General features: G+C 33.5%; 18 protein-coding genes. 2 read left to right on the forward strand and 16 right to left on the reverse strand.

Going from position 1 to position 18,695, the window contains the following annotated elements:
- Nucleotides 1-2: 2 nt before the first annotated feature.
- The 6 genes from AC3WRL_RS18785 to AC3WRL_RS18810 all read right to left on the reverse strand — a co-directional run bounded on the left by AC3WRL_RS18785 (nucleotide 3) and on the right by AC3WRL_RS18810 (nucleotide 6,312).
- Nucleotides 3-521: a CinA family protein gene (locus AC3WRL_RS18785; protein ID WP_492330996.1), complete on the reverse strand. Its 519-nt coding sequence runs from the start codon at nucleotides 519-521 to the stop codon at nucleotides 3-5.
- Between the two features lie 31 nt (nucleotides 522-552).
- Nucleotides 553-972: a low affinity iron permease family protein gene (locus AC3WRL_RS18790; RefSeq protein WP_492330997.1), complete on the reverse strand. Its 420-nt coding sequence runs from the start codon at nucleotides 970-972 to the stop codon at nucleotides 553-555.
- A 64-nt stretch (nucleotides 973-1,036) separates the two neighbouring features.
- Nucleotides 1,037-1,696, reverse strand: a complete 660-nt coding sequence (locus tag AC3WRL_RS18795; RefSeq protein WP_492330998.1) for a DUF6766 family protein — start codon at nucleotides 1,694-1,696, stop codon at nucleotides 1,037-1,039.
- Nucleotides 1,697-1,707: 11 nt separating this feature from the next.
- The gene (locus AC3WRL_RS18800; RefSeq protein ID WP_492330999.1) at nucleotides 1,708-3,219 is read right to left on the reverse strand and encodes an FAD-dependent oxidoreductase; all 1,512 of its coding nucleotides are present in this window, start codon (nucleotides 3,217-3,219) and stop codon (nucleotides 1,708-1,710) included.
- A 169-nt stretch (nucleotides 3,220-3,388) separates the two neighbouring features.
- Nucleotides 3,389-4,141, reverse strand: coding sequence for an SDR family oxidoreductase (locus AC3WRL_RS18805; RefSeq protein ID WP_492331000.1), 753 nt, complete (start codon nucleotides 4,139-4,141; stop codon nucleotides 3,389-3,391).
- A gap of 35 nt (nucleotides 4,142-4,176) precedes the next feature.
- Complete coding sequence (locus AC3WRL_RS18810; RefSeq protein ID WP_492331001.1) at nucleotides 4,177-6,312, reverse strand: catalase; 2,136 nt, start codon at nucleotides 6,310-6,312, stop codon at nucleotides 4,177-4,179.
- Nucleotides 6,313-6,932: 620 nt separating this feature from the next.
- Here AC3WRL_RS18810 and AC3WRL_RS18815 point away from each other — a divergent pair.
- Nucleotides 6,933-7,316, forward strand: a complete 384-nt coding sequence (locus AC3WRL_RS18815) for a hypothetical protein (protein WP_492331002.1) — start codon at nucleotides 6,933-6,935, stop codon at nucleotides 7,314-7,316.
- 1,201 nt (nucleotides 7,317-8,517) lie between these two features.
- On the opposite strand, the gene AC3WRL_RS18820 is transcribed toward AC3WRL_RS18815, so the two are convergent.
- Both AC3WRL_RS18820 and AC3WRL_RS18825 read right to left on the reverse strand, forming a co-directional pair.
- Nucleotides 8,518-9,672, reverse strand: coding sequence for a cation:proton antiporter domain-containing protein (locus AC3WRL_RS18820; protein WP_492331003.1), 1,155 nt, complete (start codon nucleotides 9,670-9,672; stop codon nucleotides 8,518-8,520).
- Nucleotides 9,673-9,844: 172 nt separating this feature from the next.
- Nucleotides 9,845-10,294 (reverse strand): Hsp20/alpha crystallin family protein, encoded by a 450-nt coding sequence (locus tag AC3WRL_RS18825; RefSeq protein ID WP_492331004.1) that lies wholly within the window; start codon nucleotides 10,292-10,294, stop codon nucleotides 9,845-9,847.
- Nucleotides 10,295-11,261: 967 nt separating this feature from the next.
- On the opposite strand from AC3WRL_RS18825, the gene chrA reads away from it, so the two are divergent.
- Nucleotides 11,262-12,617, forward strand: a complete 1,356-nt coding sequence (gene chrA, locus AC3WRL_RS18830; RefSeq protein ID WP_492331005.1) for a chromate efflux transporter — start codon at nucleotides 11,262-11,264, stop codon at nucleotides 12,615-12,617.
- 122 nt (nucleotides 12,618-12,739) lie between these two features.
- Here the strand turns inward: chrA and AC3WRL_RS18835 are convergent, their stop codons facing one another.
- The 8 genes from AC3WRL_RS18835 to AC3WRL_RS18870 all read right to left on the reverse strand — a co-directional run bounded on the left by AC3WRL_RS18835 (nucleotide 12,740) and on the right by AC3WRL_RS18870 (nucleotide 18,544).
- Complete coding sequence (locus AC3WRL_RS18835; RefSeq protein WP_492331006.1) at nucleotides 12,740-13,375, reverse strand: DUF4142 domain-containing protein; 636 nt, start codon at nucleotides 13,373-13,375, stop codon at nucleotides 12,740-12,742.
- Nucleotides 13,376-13,598: 223 nt separating this feature from the next.
- The gene (locus AC3WRL_RS18840; RefSeq protein WP_285439700.1) at nucleotides 13,599-13,730 is read right to left on the reverse strand and encodes a hypothetical protein; all 132 of its coding nucleotides are present in this window, start codon (nucleotides 13,728-13,730) and stop codon (nucleotides 13,599-13,601) included.
- 818 nt (nucleotides 13,731-14,548) lie between these two features.
- Nucleotides 14,549-14,836: a helix-turn-helix domain-containing protein gene (locus tag AC3WRL_RS18845; protein WP_214826157.1), complete on the reverse strand. Its 288-nt coding sequence runs from the start codon at nucleotides 14,834-14,836 to the stop codon at nucleotides 14,549-14,551.
- A gap of 160 nt (nucleotides 14,837-14,996) precedes the next feature.
- Nucleotides 14,997-15,827: an RteC domain-containing protein gene (locus AC3WRL_RS18850; RefSeq protein WP_492331007.1), complete on the reverse strand. Its 831-nt coding sequence runs from the start codon at nucleotides 15,825-15,827 to the stop codon at nucleotides 14,997-14,999.
- A gap of 155 nt (nucleotides 15,828-15,982) precedes the next feature.
- Nucleotides 15,983-16,705 carry a type 1 glutamine amidotransferase domain-containing protein gene (locus tag AC3WRL_RS18855; RefSeq protein WP_492331008.1) on the reverse strand — a complete coding sequence of 241 codons (723 nt, stop codon included), beginning with the start codon at nucleotides 16,703-16,705 and terminating at the stop codon, nucleotides 15,983-15,985.
- Nucleotides 16,706-16,981: 276 nt separating this feature from the next.
- Nucleotides 16,982-17,302, reverse strand: coding sequence for a helix-turn-helix domain-containing protein (locus AC3WRL_RS18860; protein WP_492331009.1), 321 nt, complete (start codon nucleotides 17,300-17,302; stop codon nucleotides 16,982-16,984).
- A gap of 9 nt (nucleotides 17,303-17,311) precedes the next feature.
- Nucleotides 17,312-17,620, reverse strand: a complete 309-nt coding sequence (locus AC3WRL_RS18865; RefSeq protein WP_315941749.1) for a hypothetical protein — start codon at nucleotides 17,618-17,620, stop codon at nucleotides 17,312-17,314.
- A gap of 249 nt (nucleotides 17,621-17,869) precedes the next feature.
- Nucleotides 17,870-18,544 (reverse strand): hypothetical protein, encoded by a 675-nt coding sequence (locus AC3WRL_RS18870; RefSeq protein ID WP_261511785.1) that lies wholly within the window; start codon nucleotides 18,542-18,544, stop codon nucleotides 17,870-17,872.
- Nucleotides 18,545-18,695 lie beyond the last annotated feature (151 nt).

An 18,695-nucleotide genomic window follows, 5' to 3' on the forward strand; every position in this document is an offset into this window, starting at 1 on the left:
CATTAAGAAGTCTTACTTTCTGACCGCTGATCAATGTGCTTGTCCAGTTCAAGCTTAAAATACTCCAATATAAACTCACTGTAATTGAATTGAACTTGTGTGGGAAGTGTATGGGTGTTTTCTTCAAGTTTCTTGGATAAAATGATTTCATTCTTATAGGCGAAACTAAAAAAAGAATATATTTTAAATCCTGAAGTTTCAACAGGCGTTGCATAACCGGTAACAGCAATCGACCAATCGGTTCTAAATAATTTCGCAACATTTATCGCCATTGTTTCAGCAATATGAGATGATACACAGTCACATTCTTTTGCTTCTATTTCATTAATATTTAAAAGCCTTACTTTTTCCTCTAAAGTATAAGCTGTAATTCCCCCTTTAAAAAATGCGGATGCATCCTTCATCTGTGAAAATGAAAATTGCAGAAATCCAGAAGTTACACTTTCAGCCACGGAAATACTTTCATTAACCGTTAGGAGGATCTGGCCGATATAGTCCAATAATTCTTTTTGAAGCTCCATTATGCAAGATTTGTATAGAAAAAGTTAACAATTATTTGTATCGATCGAAGGGCGTTTTATCTGCCTGAAATTTGGAAGTGTCTGATTCTTTTTTCGGAAGTTTACCCAGTTTCTCATAAAACTTATGCAATTCATCCAGTTCATCTTCCGTTAAATCTTCAATATCAACTATACGATTGCTGGCGTGTTCATGAGCTGAGATCAGTTCATTAAGTTTGATTTGAATCGCTTTTGAGTCTTTATTTTGCGCCTTTTGAATCAGGAATACCATTAGGAAAGTTACGATCGTTGTTCCGGTATTAATGACCATTTGCCAGGTTTCTGAAAATTTAAATGCCGGACCAGTAAAGGCCCAGACAATAACAAGAATACTTGCTCCTATAAATGCACCAGGGCTGCCAGTAAAACAAACAGCCCAATCTGCGAAACGATCAAAAAAATTCTTTTTCATAATAATAAATTTATAATTAATAGTCTAACAATACATTAGAAGTAACGATCACCTTTACCCCACTTTAAGGAGTTTCATCATGAGCCATGTCTACAGGTTTTGATTCCGGAGATCCTTTTTCTCTGAACCATATTGACAGAATAACTATTGCAGCAACAGATAAGAATTCACTCTGCCAGTTCTGAAAGGATTCAAACCAAAATCTCGACTCCGTCAAATATTCCAGAGCCGGAGAAAGAGGCTCATTTTTCAAAACCTGCTCTGCATTATAAGCTTTAAGACTTCCGTAAAAATGAAGCATAAAGCTCACTAAAAACAATATGGCAAAAGCCAGTGATAAAGAATGCTTATATATAGTAAGCCAGACTCCCCCTTTTTTTACCGGCCATGGAGCCCTGGAATGAGCGCGTGGCTCCTTATCAACATCTTCTTGTTTTTCCAGTGATTTTGATTCGCTGGATCCCTTTTGTCTTAATGATATGGTAAGTAGGACATATAAAGTCATTTGTAAAAATTCACTCTCCCAGTTTTCAAAAGTAGCCTGAATAAAATGCCCACTATGAATGTAATCACCCAAAGCAAGCAAAGGCCCTCCCTCATCTGCCAATTCTTTGTTTTCCGTGGCCCAGCCTGCGAAAAACTGACCAATAAGACATATAAGCATCAAGGAAAGAAAAACAATGCTTAAACTATTGCGATAGAAAAAACTATTTTTTTTTGACATACCATTTCAGTTTAGATTTTAATCCTATGTAAATCTTTTACAGTAGGACCAGTAAGCATTTTTCCATTAACGTTAAATCTGGAGCCATGACACGGGCAGTCCCAACTTATCTCAGCACTATTCCACCTGACTTCACATTTTGCATGTGGACAAGTACTTTTGAGAAGATGAATTTTGCCATTGGTCTCTTTATATACAGCATATGATTCACCATCAAATTTCACCACCTTTGCCTCCCCATTATTGAGCTCAGTCAAAGAATTTATTTTTTCAACAAATAATTTATCTTTCACAAAATCAAAAACAACACTTGTCTGCTCTTTTATAAAATTTGTGAAACCAGCTATTGGCTTTATCCTTGCCGGATCAAATAGCCTCTCATATTTATTAGAACCTTTTATGATCAAGTCACATAAAATCTGTGATGTAATGGTTCCAAACATCATCCCATTCCCCCTGAATCCTGTAGCAGTATAAATTTTCCCTTTACTGCCGGGCAATATTCCAATATAGGGTAATCCATCAGCAGGCTCATAATATTGACTTGACCAACTGTAAACAGCGGCTCCTACATCAAAATACTCCCTTACATAATTTTCCAGTTTGGAAAAACATTCTCCCGTATCATCTGCATGTCCTGTCTTATGGTCTTCCCCGCCTGCAATAAGTAGGTTCTCACCATTTATTTCCTGAACTCTATAGTAGTGGTAAGGATCGGTAAGGTCATAACCTAAGTCTTTTGAATATTCATTTCCGTTTAATCTAAAAGCAATAACATAACTGCGATAGGGAGCATTCATAAAATGAAGGCTATTGATACCCGGCGGGATATGGGTGGCATAGATAACATGCTGGGCATTAATATTCCCTTTTGATGATTTTAAAATGATCATATTTTCCTGCTCGTCATGACTTTCACAAAGACAATCATCTACTAACACTCCACCTGCATTAATAAATGCTTCTGCTAGAGCTTTAATATATTTTATGGGATGAAACTGCCCCTGATCCGGAATTACAACAGCTTTTTTAAAGGGAATTGGAAAGGGAATTTCATCTGTAAATCCTATCTGATATCCTACCTGTGAGGCAGCTTTGACAATATCCTCTAACTTTTTTTCCTGTTTATCATCTAGGGCAAAAAGATATCCGGTCTTCCTTTCAAAATCACAAGAAATATTAAACTCCCTGATATTATTCTTTATAATATTTTTCGCCTCTATACCAACATACTTAAGCAGTTTTGCATTGTTTAAACCAAAATCCTTAATTGCTTGGGCATAGGTTGTATCAAAAAAATCGTTTAAATGTGCAGTAGTTCCTCCTGTTGTTCCAAAACCAATATTAGCAGCATCCAGAACAATACACTTTTTGCCTTCTTTCTGTAATCTGATTGCCGTAGAAATTCCTGTAATACCAGCACCAACGATTGCAATATCGTACTGTTTTTCAATAGCCTTATCTAAAGAAAATTTTTTAATCTCTTCCTGCCAAATGCTTTTTCTTGCTCCATCCCTATTCATAACTATCTAATTTTTATGGTATCACTCTCAATTCTCGTATCATATGTATCATACATACTCTTAGATATATCATCTAGAGCACCGCAGGTACGGACAGTAAAATCCAATACACATGATGTTAATAAAATGGCTGTTTTCATTAATTATATTCTTTAAGAATTATAATTATTTATCCATTAACAATGAGTCCTCCATTTGGATGAAGAACCTGTCCGGTTATTTGTACAGAATCCTGGCTTGCCAAAAACAAAAAACTACCGGCGACTTCTTCTGGCGTCGCATTTCTTTGGAAAGGCGGCTTATTGGGATTTTCTTTTTCTTCACCAAAAGTTTCTTTTGTCAGAGGTGTTGCAACAGGACCTGGGGCAACTGCATTGATACGGATTCCCTTTGATTTTGACTGTAGTGCCAGAGAGCGCGTAAATGATACTATTGCACCTTTTGTCGCAGAATAGTCCAAAAGTTCTTCATGTCCCTGGTAGGCAACCGCCGAAGTAGTATTGATAACACTACTACCCTCTTTTAAATAAGGAAAAACTACTTTTGTCAATAAAATCATTCCGACAATATTGGAATCAAAAGTTTTTCTGATATTTTCCTCTTTTAGTTGTTCAATACTGTCTGAGGGAAACTGTACTCCCGCGTTGTTGACAAGTATATCAATACTTCCAAATTCTGAAATTACTTTTTCAACAGTCTTTTTACAAAATTCATAATCATTAATATCACCGCGGAAAATAATTGATTTTCTACCCAAAAGCATGATATCATTTTTAGTCCTTTCAGCATCTGTGTCATCTGTGTGGTAGATGATCGCAATATTAGCTCCTTCCTTGGCAAATAACAAGGCAACTGCTTTACCAATTCCACTGTCAGCCCCTGTAATGAGGACTGACTTATTATTTAGTTTTAATTCTCCCATGCTAATTATAGTTTGTGAAGATATTTTATAGACTGTTAAGTATTTCGTTCTATTTCAAGATCCCATACTCTATGCTGTGCAATTGCATCAATAAACTCTTTTTCTGACTGACCATCTGAAGCCTTTATTATAGCAGGATCCTCATGTTTTTTATGTCCTGCATTAGAATTAATATAAAGATTATCTGTACCTAATCCAAAATAAATAGCTTTACAATGCCTATAGGCCTCATTGATGAAATTTAAAACCAAATATTTGTTTTCAGGACTTAGAAGTTGTTTCTCAGATTTTTCTCCAGGGCACAGCAATAACGCATCAAAACATACACTTTTTATACTTGTCAAAGAGTGTTTTGGAATAAAAAAGGTACCATCAGCAGCCTTTACAGGTGCAATACTAGGGCCTATAATCTGTACCTGGGCACCTTCTTTTTCAAGTTTAGCTTTTAGTTTATTTGTCATACCCGCATCTACACCATTAGCCATAATAAAGCCAATTACTCTACTTTTAATTGTATCTTTAACTGTATTTTGCATACTCAAAGCATCTGAAAATTTAATTTTCGGCTCTCTTTCCTTGCTTTGTAATTCTGCAGGATTCGCATCTGCTGGTATACTTTGGTTAGGCTCTTTTAGTTTTGTCACTTTAACTCCTAATTTTGCAGCGACTTTATTAGCCAGATCCATGTCAATAAAAGCCAATTGTCCAACCAACCTCTCCCTGACAGCAGGAATGGTAACTTTTGTCAACTCAAAAACTAAAGCATTTTGAAGATGACGTTTTTCAGGCTCTGACTGGCTGTTATAAAATAATTTAGCCTGAGAATAATGATCTATGAAGCTTTTACTTCTGGCTCTGATTTTTGTACCGGAAACTCTCTCCTGATGGGAAGCAAAGCCTCCATCTTTCATCATGGCCTGAAAAGGACATCCGTTACCAATAGAATTAGGTTCATAACTTACTTTTCCTTTTACGATCTGTTGTCTCATATGACCGTCACGCTGATTATTATGTACTGTATTCAAAGATCTGTTAATAGGAATTTCGTGGAAATTTGGAGATCCTAATCTGGATAGCTGGGTGTCTGTATAAGAAAATAATCTGCCCTGCAGTAACGGATCGTTACTAAAATCAATTCCAGGAACTAAATGGCCAGGGTGAAATGCGACCTGTTCAGTTTCCGCAAAGAAATTATCCGGATTTTTGTTAAGGGTAAGGGTTCCGAAAATCTCCACCGGAATAACTTCTTCAGGAATGATTTTGGTAGGGTCAAGAAGGTCAAAATCAAATTTATCTTCATCTTCTTCCGGTATAAGTTGCACTCCAAAATCCCACTGAGGAAAATTACCGGATTCTATAGCCTCCCATAAATCCCTTCGATGAAAATCAGGATCTGTACCTGAAATCTTCTGTGCTTCGTCCCATGCAACAGAATGTACTCCTAATTTCGGTTTAAAGTGAAATTTCACAAAATGCGATTTTCCTTCCCCATTAATAAACTTAAAAGAATGAACACCGAAACCTTCCATCATTCTCAGACTACGAGGTATAGCCCGGTCGCTCATCAGCCACATAATCATATGCATACTTTCCGGCATTAAAGAAATAAAATCCCAAAAAGTATCATGCGCAGAAGCTGCCTGTGGAATTTCATTATCAGGCTCCGGTTTTACTGCATGAACCAGATCCGGAAATTTAATGGCATCCTGTATAAAAAAGACCGGCATATTATTGGCCACAAGATCATAATTCCCTTCTTCAGTATAAAACTTAATAGCAAAACCCCTTACATCTCTGGCAAGATCAGTACTACCTCTGCTTCCTGCAACAGTGGAAAACCTAACGAAAACGGGAGTCTCAGATCCTACCTCTGACAAAAACTTTGCTTTCGTATATTGCGATAGGCTTTTGGTCAATTTAAAAACACCATGAGCACCTGAACCTCTGGCATGCACAATTCTTTCAGGAATTCTTTCATGGTCAAAATGGGTTATTTTTTCTCTTAAAATAAAATCCTCCAACAATGTGGAGCCACGTTCTCCATCTTTCAAGGAGTTCTGATTGTCGTTTATTTTAAGACCCTGATTGGTTGTTAGTATTTTATTTTCGTTAGAAGTACTAAAAGAATCCAATTGATGCAGCTTTGGATCATTCTTATTCTCTTTTTTCATACTGATATATTTAAATAATTATTGGTGCAAATGCTGAATAAAATTAAGCAGCCCTGTGATAAGCAGCTTTATATCCATTTACAATCTATACTACGACTTTGAATGGGTTTTGCCTGCGAAATTCCAATCTGCCAGAAAGAAATAAAGGCTGTCCAATTGCTGAACTTCTCTCAAGGTTTATCTGAATTATCAGATAAAGTACCTCTTAAACACAGGTTAATATTAAATTTAATTTTTATTGTAAAAGCAACCCATTTTGAACATGTATTGATATAATGGTACACTGTTATATCAAAGATAGAATACAAAAACCTGATATCTTATGACCTGAATCATGTTACCACCATAAGATTCTTCATTTTTTAAATACCAATTTTTATCTTTTAAAATCATAATAACAATTTCCTTATAGATCCAATAAACCAATCCTGATTGCAACCAGACTCAATCACGAATCACCTACTATTTCAAGGAAATCATTATGATCCTAATCATAGGTATCAATTTATTAATAAATCTATATTTGATGTAAATCGTGATATACTGAACGATTCTAGTCTTAAAAGAAAAACACATAACCAAGCATGTCAGATTGAAGCTTAACTACCAAATTAAATAATATGAAAATCACAGACTTAAAAATAGAGAATCTCGTAAGATATAAGGACCAAATATACTCCCTTACTGAAGTATTTCAAAATGAAAGCAAAGAATATTATGTCAAAATAAGAAATACCAAAAGCTCTTTATGCATACCTGCAAAGTCAATTAGGCCCGTAAAAATTGATGAGTCTTGGTTAGTAAAATTTGGTTTTACAAAAACCTATGATTCTAAATATATCGTAAGATTTGAAAGAGGACAGGAATCTTTAAAATATGATTTTGATCTTCGTGACAGACACTCTATGACAGGTCTAAAACTTTATGGAAACAATATAAATTGCATATATGTCCATCAGTTCCAGAATCTTTTTTGCTTTTTATTTGGAAAGGAACTGATATGATTTAAACCTAAAACAACTATAAAATCATCATATATTAAAAGACAAAATATTATATACTATCATTATTCGAATAAAATCTATAGTATTTTTTTAATCTTTATTAAGGGATAAAATAAAACGTAAAAGATAACGACAATTAGCATATCAACAACAGACAACAGTAAAATGAAAACAAAAAGACATCGAATAATTGGTTAAAGACACCCCTATGATTACCACGAAATTTAACAATATGTTACATTTAATTAACAAACAATGAATTATATGTAATTTTAATTAAATATAACACTCAATAGTGAAAATACTTCATTATATTTGGTATGATTCTAAAAACCATGAAAAAAACATTTCAAACTGAGAATTTTATCTCAACAAAGAAGCTCGGCATATGTATGCCGAGCTTCTCTAATCAAATCGGTATGAAAAACTTTAATCATTGCAAATGATTTTGCAGTAGCTGTTAATAATAAATATTTTATTTTTGGAACTATTTTAAGAAATATCAGATAATTGTAAAGATTAAAGTTTACAAAAAGAATTGGATTAAATATGAGTAATCAAAACAGTAATTGGATTAAGGGGAAACCAAAAGAAACGAGTAACTATTGGGAAGATGAATGACAAGAATTAAGGAATAACGCAATGTTAGTACTGTTACCCATCAACCCATAGAAAAACCTAATCCTCCAGTTACTACTTATTAAAACAATCCTTACTCAGCGGATGGATATGCCTGAAAAGCCTTCAGGAAAAAATAAAACTCATTTTTGATTGAGTCTCATGGTTATAGTTTGATCCCCGACTTTGGCTGGGGATTTTTCATAAGAAAGAAAATCCACCAAAGGCTTTGGAAATAACCGATTTCAAAAGTTAGATAAATTTCAAAGCAGAAATAAACGGTTACGTGGACATTTATAACTCCTAAATATAGATTCTAATCTAAAAACTGGATGTATGTGTATGTGCCTATAATAAAAGATACTACCGTCTCGCTGTTCAGATAAACCTGCTTGGAATGGTGAATTGCTTGATTTCAACAACGATGTCTAGAAGAAATTTGAAATTTCGTAACGTTTGAGTAGTTAAAATAATACTAGTTTTTTACTTACGAATTCTTCGACCGTTGTTCGCATATTGGTACCAGATTTCATTGTCAGTTAAGCTTTTAATATATTCTGTATATACTTTATCACTGTTACATTTAAAAATGATTTATGTATAATTTTTTAAGTATCCCAATCCATATTGTAGAAAATAAAAGTGTCATGCAGGTGATTCCTAGACCAGCTTTATAAAGCTCAAAGCCAATAATACCACCCTTATAAGCAATTGTCAGAGCCAAAATGCCAAACTCCCCAGTTTGTGATAATAAAGCACCACCATACCAACTGCTTTTCCAATCAAATTTTAAAAGGCGGAAAATGATAGCAGATATGAGACTGTTGCTTAACAAAACAAAGATTGTTCCTAGAAAAATAATCTGGAAATGTTCGAAGAAATAAGCTAAATCGAGCTGTAGACCAATGGAAACAAAAAATAATGTTACAAAAAATACTTTAAAATAAGTAAGAGAATGTTCAAGCCAATTAAATATTTTAAATCTCCCTACAATTATACCAGCTACAAAACTACCCAATGCGCTACTTAGACCTACAACTTCAGCTAACAAACCAAATCCCAAGCAGATAAGCAGTCCCATAAAAAGCTGCAAATCATGATCATTTTCTATGATTTTAAAAAGCTTTGGAAGCCTTATCTCCTGTACATTTCTAATCCTTTTTAAAAGAAAATAAATGGAAATACACATTACTATAGGTAAGATAAAGTTCAACAAAGTAAATTGTTCACCACTCCAGACTCTTAATAATGTTAAAACCGGAGCAAGAAGAATATCCTGCAATAACAATACATTAAATATTGTACTCCCAAAAGTAGTATTTAGAATATCATGTTTCCTAAGTAGTTCACTGACCACTGCTGTACTATTGAAGAAGAACAGTATACTTATTAAAGCAATGCTTCTGAAATTCAGATCAAGCAAATATCCTGTTAGTAAAGCAAATCCACAGCCTAAAAGTATTTTCATACTTTGAGCTATAACGGGCTTAACGATCATATAACGTTTATTAGGGATCTTAATCTCCAATCCCAAAAAAAACATTAAAAATAGGATACCTAGGTGTCCGATAATCTCAATTTCTTTGGTTTTAGAGAAAATACCTGTGACGTACGGCCCCAATATTACACCAGCAATAATGTACGCAATCAAATAGGGTTGATGAAACCTTTTAAGTATAAACCCTAGAATTAATATAGTAAGACATAAAATACAAATAGACCATAACAGCTCATTCATATCCCTGAATAAAAATATAGTTTAACTAATGAATCAATATCACAGAACCCTCAATCTAGAATAGTTCTTAAATCCAGATAGTCAGGGCAGTTTTTTTCTTATAAAGTAAGATTATAAAAAGAAGACCATTTTTGATGGTCTTCTTTTAACTCTTGTGAAAATCCAAATAATCTTAAGATATCTGAATCAATTTGGGTGGTTTTTGCTTAGCTTCTTCTTTTTTAGGAATCGTAAGCAAAAGTAGTCCGTTTTCATATTTTGCATTGATATTATCCTGGTCAACAACATCCTTTGGAAGCTCAAAACTTCTTTGGAATGATAAATAACTAAACTCCCTACGGGTAAAGCTATCGTCCTGCATTTCGCTGCTATTCTGCTTAGAAGAAGAGATTGTCAAGAGATTACCATCTAACATTACTTCAAAATCATTCTTTTCCATACCAGGTGCAGCGACTTGCACCTCGTAGGCATCTCCGTTTTCCCTGATATTAACTGAAGGAACTGTGGTACTTGTTGATGAATAATTGTTGTTTTCCCAGTTAAAAAGTTCACGATTAAAAAAATCATCGAAAAGACTTGGAAGGGCTGAATAGCCATTCAAATTTTTTTTAATAAGATTCATAATAATGTTTTTTAAAGTTAAACAATCATTTTATAATAATCAGCCGGCCGACTGCCTTTAAAAACCAACAAAAAAAATACCACGGCAAACAAACTGTAATTATTGCAGAAAAACTGTCAAAATTTCAGCTTTTCTAACCTATTATTTAAAAAAAATACTTAAAAAGTAATATTTACTTCATCATCAGAGAAATTTTTGTAATTCAAATAAAAGAATATCTTCTGAAGAATCATTCGTCAAAGCTTTGTATAAATCGTCAATAATTTGAATAATTTTGGTACTAACATTCTTGGTTTGAACAGCACGCAAATAATACTAAAACTTTCAGAAATTGTGAAATTTTGGCAGTCCGATTTTAAGTTTAGGCCGGGAAATTTCAATGCTTAACCCTACTATTCTTCCATCAAAAGACATATTGAATAGCAGGAATAAAAGGAAGTGTTTAAATCAAAAGCTTCCCAGACAACAGGGAAGCTAAATAAAAAACTTGGAAACCGATGAAATATGCTGATAATCATTACTAACAAATTTAATATTGAGAATTTAAAAATATTTATGATTCGAATCATATTTATAATCTTCCTTATTTAATTCTATGCAATTTTTTACATCATTTGTGTTTTTAGTCTTCCATCAAAGAAGGTTTCTATTTTACATTCTTGGATTTTTTCCTCAATCTTTATTTTGGTGAAAAAAACCAGTCTATTTACTATTTTATTGCCACGATCTGACACTGATTAATATAAAACGTTTACTATCGTTAATGGTGAAAAAAACAAAAAATCCGGTTAATGAAAACAACAGATATATTGAGTTCATTAATCTTGATTAAACCACTCTTAAGTCATCTAAAATGCGTATATTTGGGTTTATCATTCTTGATATTCCCATAAGAATTTACCTAATAAATTATGTACGGCAACAACGGGCTTATAATTAGCCGAAGCGTTCCCTAAATATAAAATTAATGCAACAAATCATAGACGAAAAACAAGTCCCAATACCCTCTTTTTCTGAAGCAGTAAAATTTTGGTTCATCTTGGGATGGATAAGCTTTGGGGGGACAACCGGCCATATTACGATAATGCATTCCTTTTTAGTGGATAGAAAAAAATGGATCAGCAATAGCAAATTCTATCACGCACTTAACGCCTGTATGATCCTACCAGGGCCGGAAGCTCATCAGCTAGCCATTTACATAGGCTGGAAACTCCATGGCATAAAAGGCGGTATTGTAGCCGGCTTATTTTTCATACTACCATCCATGTTCATACTACTTGGACTGAGTTTAACATATGCGCTTTACGGAAATACACCCTTGCTGACCGCTGTCTTCGATGGATTAAAGCCTGCTGTTCTGGCTATAATTTTGTTTGCTACCTGGAAAGTAAGCCAGAAATCGTTGTTAACAACTTTCCATTTCTTTATTGCCGCAATGGCTTTTTTACTGTCCTATTTCGCTCATGTTCCAATGCCCTTTCTCTTATTGGGGATTATTATCTTAGGTATTGTGGTTTACCTTATTTTTCCAAAGTTCTTGATTCCGACTTCACGAAATAAAGAAAACAATGAGCTGGATATAGAAAACGAATATTTTATAAATTCTAATCAAGCTATCCCAAAAATATCTGCAAAGAGAATCACTAAGCAGCTGTTGGCTTTTACAGTCTTATGGCTAATCCCCTTTTTATATGTTTCTAATTTTCTGATTGATCCGACGTTTTGGCAAGACTCATCTCTTTTATTTACAAAAGCGGCTTTCTTAACCATTGGCGGATCCTATACCGTTATACCCTATGTTGCTAACCTGGTAACAAATAAATTGATGTGGATGAGTAAAGCCCAGATGATAGATGGTTTTGCCTTAGCTGAAACGACACCTGGACCATTGGTTATAGTATTATCCTACATTGGATTCATGACTGGATATAATCATTTTGGGGGCTCTTTGGCTATGGGGTCAATAGGATTATTCATCGCCTCTTATTTTACTTTTTTACCCAACTTTATTCTCATCTTTATTGGAGCGCCTTTGATAGAAAAAACGCAGGAAAATAAAATGATCAAAAGCGTATTATCTTTAATTACGGCAGCAGTGGTCGGTGTTATCCTCAACTTAGCTTTTTATCTGGGTGAAGAAATTTTATTTAACGGCCATGCGACTGGTTTAACCACCTTAAATTGGAAGTCATTTCTTTGGGTCATTATCTCATTGGTCCTGCTGCACAAACTAAAACTCAATATGATTTACTTAGTGCTGATCAGTTTATTGGTCGGTTTATTGTTTGGTTTATTCACAGTAAATAGCTTTTGGAATTTTTAAGACCATATAAAAAGCCACTGCAAAAGCAATGGCTTTATAACCTGAATAAGTATGAGCTTAATAGCTAAGTAAGATTTCTATTTGAATTTATTATTCATAAATCTACGCCTCTTAGTACTATATTATTTTTTCACCGCTGCCTTTGCCTTTTCAGACTCCATTAAATGGTGTTCCAAAGTGGGCAGGGTTTTGCTCGCAAATGATTTCAAGGAAGCCTCTTTTCCGTCAGAAGATTCTTTTTTGAATTCTGCTATATCTTTTTTATGATCCTCAACCATAAGATCACCATACGCTTGATCAAATTCAACTCCCTTTTTTACTTTTAGATCATCATATTTCTTCTGTTTTTCAGTATCCAATGCGGTAGGCAGGTTGTACCCTTTTGCTGATGCCCATTTTTTGAGTTCCTCATTGACACTCCTGTGATCTTTGACCATCATTTCTCCCAACGATTTAATACTTTTATTAGATGCATTAGTAGATGCAAGCTCTCCCATCATAACTTCCATCAGCCCGCCCCTTGCTGCTCCATCTGCAAATTTCTTGTCCTGGTCACTTAGAGAATTTGCTGCACTGTTAGCACTCGATACTGCAGTAGAATCACTACTTATTAATGCAGAATCCCCGTCAGTTTTTGCAGAATCAACAGGAAATGCAGTAGCAGTACTGTCAGTGGAATAGTTATCAGTCTTTGTTTCTTGTTTTTTGCATGCCGCTATTGCAATGGTTGCCAAAAGGGCTAAGATTGAATTTTTCATAATATAATGTAAATGGTTTAATGTAAAATTGAAATCAGGATAAAATACACAAGAGCATATTAAACGAAGATTAATGAGCTCCATCATAAAATCCTAATGTTATATATAGGACAAATAAGAACGATAAAAGCAAATGATCAGAAATTACAGAATGGCTTTCAAATTGAATTCTCCAGCAGTTTTTTATAACTCACATCTTGTCATCCTAAGCTTTAGTTAATTATTATTCGACTTTTAAAGTATCACTTTTTATTTTGAAATCATTCTTTTTTTTAGCCTCATCCTCCTGTAAATCACAAGGCATACATGAGCTAAAACTCAATAAGCATAATGCTAATAAAACTGTTGTTTTCATATTAATATATTTATGGGTTACTTTTGTCCAATCAACTAAATATTGGCCTTACCATCTTTAACCGACATAAGAAGACCTAAAATAATTAACACGTTAATTCTTATTATATCCGCTTTCAAAAACAGTCTATATTTTAAATCTTTAGACTGTACTATTAGTTTGATTTAAAATTATCCATTTGTTTTCCATAACTTTTATGATCCCAATCATAAAAAAACACAAACGTCTTTTCTACATTTGGAATATAAACTTTGCCCAACATTTTTCATTAGTTTATTAGTCTATCGCTTCCCATTCCTGGGAAGCTTTATTTGAAGAACTTTTTAGACATTATACATTTTACAGTTCTAGGAGCCTTTCGATTTTGAAAGGCTCCTTATTATATTTGGAGTTCTATATGACTCACCATCTTTTAAATATCATTGGTTTCAGATAATGACCTAAAAATATCAATCAATATGACTATAATCATAAAAGCATTAAAAACACCATTATTAAATTTGAACCGAAAAATTTGTCCACATTATTTCATCTGATTATTAATTTATTTGCTTCCTTTTCAAGGAAGCTTTTGTTTGAAAATTCTTATAATTCTTATTATTATCTCCAGGAGTCTTTCACGATTGAAAGGCTCCTTTATTATTATAAACAACAATGCGATACAGAGGTACTGGCTTTACCTGACTTGTGACATTATATTAAAACAGACGAAATTCATCACGGTTCAACTACATGGATACCAACATACCAGCAGTTAATAGTATGGATATTTCTGAGTGATTATAAGCACTCCCGTTACAAGGATGATCCTATAAATTTTAGTACGATTTACTAAAACTATCTCTAATCAATTGATGCACATCAGAAAGCTTGTAATATAACTTTCCACTTATCGTATAATATGGTAATTTTTTATCCGATCGGTAACGCTGTAATGATCTGGAACTAATTTTCAATAGCTGTAAAACATCCTGATTGTCGAGTAGCTGTTCGCCATCAATACTGTTTAAATCGTTTTTATTTTCTTTTATTTTCTCACTGAGCAGATCAAACCTTGTCATAATCCTCTCCATCCATGCAATAAATTCTATTTTATCAATATTCATGATATTTGGTTTTTAATAACTCTGACAAAGTTTAAAAAACACCGTGAAACTTTTTCGGTAGCTCATCGGTAGTACCGAACGATTATTACAGATTTTCTTTTAATGTTAAATTAAAAAGGCAACTTATAAGACCATAAAAAAATAATGAAAATCCATCCTCTCACTCTTCAATGAATGCTTTATTAAGGTTCTCTGTAAGAAGCTGTAAAAATTTGGTCGTGTTATATTTTCTGCTCTTAATTTCGCCAACAGTCTTGTAGAAATTTCCTAAATCAATATCAAATGCTTTTTCAGCCCATCTTACCATTTCACTAAAGTCGATATTCCCACCGTTAAGGCATTGGGTTAAGTGCAGCGCATACATCAGTTCTATTAATGAAACCTTAGAAGAGGTCCAGGATATATTGAATTTCTTATCAGCGATAGGGGGATTGCTGATACCATTAATAGCTTCCAAGAGGTAAGCTTCCAAAATTTCATAGCCCAGTAATACCGAGACTTTATGATCATGAGAAGTCGTGAAATCTTCATCAAAATCGTAAAGACTTGTGGGCAGATTCATTTTCAGATCAAATGATTTTCTTGTAAAATATTTATGATCCAGATATGTAGCGTTTCTGCGATAGTAGTTATAAAGCTCACTGTTCTCAGCGTAGTATCGTTTTAGTCTGTGAAGTTCGCCTGTATAATACTTCTTAAGAGCTTTTTCACTCCCTGAGGGTTTCAGGCTTTCGATTCTGATTTGATTGGAGTAGAAAATATACCTGGAGATAAAAAATGGCTTTACATCTTTAAAAAAGTATACCTCATCGGCAATACTCTCAAATGTAGTACCTTTAACCAACTTTTTAACACTCCTGATGGCCTCATCAATTTTCAAAAGAGCCATCTCTCCGGAACTGATAAGATCGCCCGTATTTTCTGGAATCAATTCCAGTTCCTTCTCTAAATCTTCCTGTAGTTTTGCAATTTTTCTAAAAAATGTTTTCATTGCCATGTCCTTTTTCTAGAAAATTACAAAGATTTGAATTTATGGAACTCAAAGACAATATCTATAAAATGTCAAATTCTAACCTTAAATTTCAGCTTGCCTATTTCCTATCCCCATATTCTCAAAAGCTTCATTCTCGTCCGACGCAGCTTATACTATTGTTTATCAAGCTCTTTAATAACTATTTTCGCCATTTCTTTGGAACTGAATGGATTTTGTCCGGTAATTAGATTTCCGTCCACCACAACATTTGAAGTCATCGGAATAAAAGCTTTCTTAAGATCTGCACCCCGTTCCTTGATCGCTGCTTCAAGATTAAATGGAACCTCTCGCTTTCTTCTGGCAATACTTTCTTCAAACCAGTCAAAACCGGTAATGGATTTTCCTTTTATCAAATATTCGCCATTAGAAATCTTGACATTAAGCAAGCCTCCTACACCATGACAAATGGCGGCGACTTTTTTTCCTTTTTCATACTGATTTTTAATAATGAATTGTATAGTTGGGTCATCCGGAAAATCATACATTGTACCGTGCCCACCAGTTAAATAGACCAAATCATATTCTTTTTGAATAACATCGGACAATGGGTGGCTATTTCCAAGCAATTCCCTAAAGCTCTTATCGGTCCAATATTTTTCAGAGATCTTATCGAGTGTGAATCTTTTAAGGCTTTCCGGATCAACAGGAACGCTTCCACCTTTTGGGCTGGAAATTGTAATCTTATAGCCTTTTTCTTTGGCAGCATGATAGATATGTGTCAATTCACTTAGCCATAGACCTGTCTCTAATCTACCGCTGGCGTACATTCCTGTATTGGTTACAATAAGTAAGATTTTCAGCATGGTCTTATTTTCATTAAGTATAGCAAAGTTCATGACAAATAGCTAAATATGAGTAGCTGAATTAGGAAAAATTGTAACAAAATCTCTGTATCAAAAGAAAATTTATATATTATCACCTAAAGGATGTTCTGAATTCTAATGATAAAACCGATGTACTATAACGGTCACAATACTTCTGTAAGAGATCCAGATTTGATACCAAAAGATCCTGGATGAAGGAGTCCATATTCGCATCTATTTCTCTAAAATGTATGTAATATGTAAATCACCTAAGCAGTGGTTAAAAACTGTATTTTTAAAGTAAGTATATTATTTATATTTTTTCTTCCACTTGGCAATGCTATTTCTACTAATTTTAAAATGCAAAGCAATCTCTGAATTTGTCATATTGTGTTTTCTTTGATATTCAAGAATATCTACAATAGCTTCATAACTGTAAGCACGAAGTCTTTGGTTAACAAGTGAAGTTTCTCTGTCTTTTTGACCAAAAATTATCATATTAAGTGATATGATATCTAATGTCGAAAGTGTTTTTTTCCTTAGAATTCCACTACATTCAGCTAGTTTATCAGGATACTCTGAGTTTAAGATATCCACATAAATTCGTTTATGATCAGGATATTTCTTCATAAATCATAGTTAAATTTTCGATTCCGAATGCTTAATAAGCCATTTATACAAAGTCGTTTTAGGTATATTATATTCTTCTATGATCTGCTTTTTCGTTTTTTGTTCTGTTGCCATCAGATTTAGAATGAATTCTATAATTTCCTTTGTGTAGATGTTTTTCCTAAAAGATGGAAGTTTAGAAGTGGACTTATTATAATTAATAGATGCAGGAGGTGAATACATGATCAAGTGCTGGGAATATATCCTAAAGAAGTCATATTCCAATAATTTACACCACTTAAGAAGAATGTCTACAGAAATACTTTCTTCCTTAAACATACATTTAATATCGTGTTCAGTGCATTTAAAAAAAAGACAGGCTCTGTCAATTTTTATTTTCTTTTCTTGAAATTTTATCTGAATAAGATTACCTATGTGTATATATTTAAAATTCATCTACAAAAAGTTTTATATGCAGGCATTATTATAGCACCTTATACAGGACAGGGACATCCTGTATAGATGCCATTTGATTCATTTGTGTTTTAGAATCGTTAAAAGAAAAAAATTGAGAAAACACTAAGAATCCTAGGATCCGTAGTAAACAATACTGAGTGAGCCTGATGAGACTCTGAATGTTCTTGTATAATCTGCTTTTATAATTATTTGATCTCCCACACCATAAAATCCGGTATAGTTTGTTGTATGGCCTACAAATGTCGATCCGTCACCATGCCCGGTTAATGTTAAAGAAGCAACACTTGTATTCTTAAATATTTGTGATTGAGCGCTACCGCCTCCGTTTGTCAGTACTATATAATTATAGCTCGTGATTGAGTAATACCCTGCTTTGTTTACCGTAAAAATACCATTATTATAAGTAAGATTATCTGCATTTATTTTATTTATCGTAAATGGTATGGTATAAAAAACATTTGCGTTCTCTAAAGATGAATCTCCTATTATTGTCCCGATAGCTGCCATGCTTGGAATATTTAATGCAGCTCCGTCTTTCAGATTACCATTGGAATCAGTTCCCAAAAAGCTGTAACTTTTATAGTTTTCAAGACGTACAACCCCGGTATCTGATACACTTACCAATTCCTTATTGGTATTATCATTAATTTCCAATGCTTTTGTTGCATTTGTATTTCCTTTACTTACAACATCTAATGACGCACTAGGCGTTGTGTTGTTGATACCAACCTGCGAATACGCAGTAACTGAGATAAGTAAAATCAGAGGTAAAAATATTTTTTTCATTTTATTATATTTTCGCAACACACTGACTATCATTCTGATTATCAAATATATTGCATATTAATACCCCAAAAATATATCATTATCCCAAACACAAGAAAAAAAAATATATTACACAGATATGACAATTAAATAAACTGCTTCCAATCACATA

The sequence above is a fragment of the Chryseobacterium sp. FW101-FHT12H09 genome, from assembly GCF_058790395.1.

What these genes read in the sequence shown, in the direction of transcription:
- AC3WRL_RS18840 (WP_285439700.1), bottom strand. Translation starts at nt 13,730, where the DNA reads ATGAAAACAACAGTTTTATTAGCATTATGCTTATTGAGTTTTAGCTCA.
- AC3WRL_RS18820 (WP_492331003.1), bottom strand. Translation starts at nt 9,672, where the DNA reads ATGAATGAGCTGTTATGGTCTATTTGTATTTTATGTCTTACTATATTA.
- chrA (WP_492331005.1), top strand. Translation starts at nt 11,262, where the DNA reads ATGCAACAAATCATAGACGAAAAACAAGTCCCAATACCCTCTTTTTCT.
- AC3WRL_RS18870 (WP_261511785.1), bottom strand. Translation starts at nt 18,544, where the DNA reads ATGAAAAAAATATTTTTACCTCTGATTTTACTTATCTCAGTTACTGCG.
- AC3WRL_RS18850 (WP_492331007.1), bottom strand. Translation starts at nt 15,827, where the DNA reads ATGAAAACATTTTTTAGAAAAATTGCAAAACTACAGGAAGATTTAGAG.
- AC3WRL_RS18835 (WP_492331006.1), bottom strand. Translation starts at nt 13,375, where the DNA reads ATGAAAAATTCAATCTTAGCCCTTTTGGCAACCATTGCAATAGCGGCA.
- AC3WRL_RS18785 (WP_492330996.1), bottom strand. Translation starts at nt 521, where the DNA reads ATGGAGCTTCAAAAAGAATTATTGGACTATATCGGCCAGATCCTCCTA.
- AC3WRL_RS18845 (WP_214826157.1), bottom strand. Translation starts at nt 14,836, where the DNA reads ATGAATATTGATAAAATAGAATTTATTGCATGGATGGAGAGGATTATG.
- AC3WRL_RS18865 (WP_315941749.1), bottom strand. Translation starts at nt 17,620, where the DNA reads ATGTTTAAGGAAGAAAGTATTTCTGTAGACATTCTTCTTAAGTGGTGT.
- AC3WRL_RS18860 (WP_492331009.1), bottom strand. Translation starts at nt 17,302, where the DNA reads ATGAAGAAATATCCTGATCATAAACGAATTTATGTGGATATCTTAAAC.
- AC3WRL_RS18800 (WP_492330999.1), bottom strand. Translation starts at nt 3,219, where the DNA reads ATGAATAGGGATGGAGCAAGAAAAAGCATTTGGCAGGAAGAGATTAAA.
- AC3WRL_RS18795 (WP_492330998.1), bottom strand. Translation starts at nt 1,696, where the DNA reads ATGTCAAAAAAAAATAGTTTTTTCTATCGCAATAGTTTAAGCATTGTT.
- AC3WRL_RS18825 (WP_492331004.1), bottom strand. Translation starts at nt 10,294, where the DNA reads ATGAATCTTATTAAAAAAAATTTGAATGGCTATTCAGCCCTTCCAAGT.
- AC3WRL_RS18805 (WP_492331000.1), bottom strand. Translation starts at nt 4,141, where the DNA reads ATGGGAGAATTAAAACTAAATAATAAGTCAGTCCTCATTACAGGGGCT.
- AC3WRL_RS18855 (WP_492331008.1), bottom strand. Translation starts at nt 16,705, where the DNA reads ATGAACTTTGCTATACTTAATGAAAATAAGACCATGCTGAAAATCTTA.
- AC3WRL_RS18790 (WP_492330997.1), bottom strand. Translation starts at nt 972, where the DNA reads ATGAAAAAGAATTTTTTTGATCGTTTCGCAGATTGGGCTGTTTGTTTT.
- AC3WRL_RS18815 (WP_492331002.1), top strand. Translation starts at nt 6,933, where the DNA reads ATGAAAATCACAGACTTAAAAATAGAGAATCTCGTAAGATATAAGGAC.
- AC3WRL_RS18810 (WP_492331001.1), bottom strand. Translation starts at nt 6,312, where the DNA reads ATGAAAAAAGAGAATAAGAATGATCCAAAGCTGCATCAATTGGATTCT.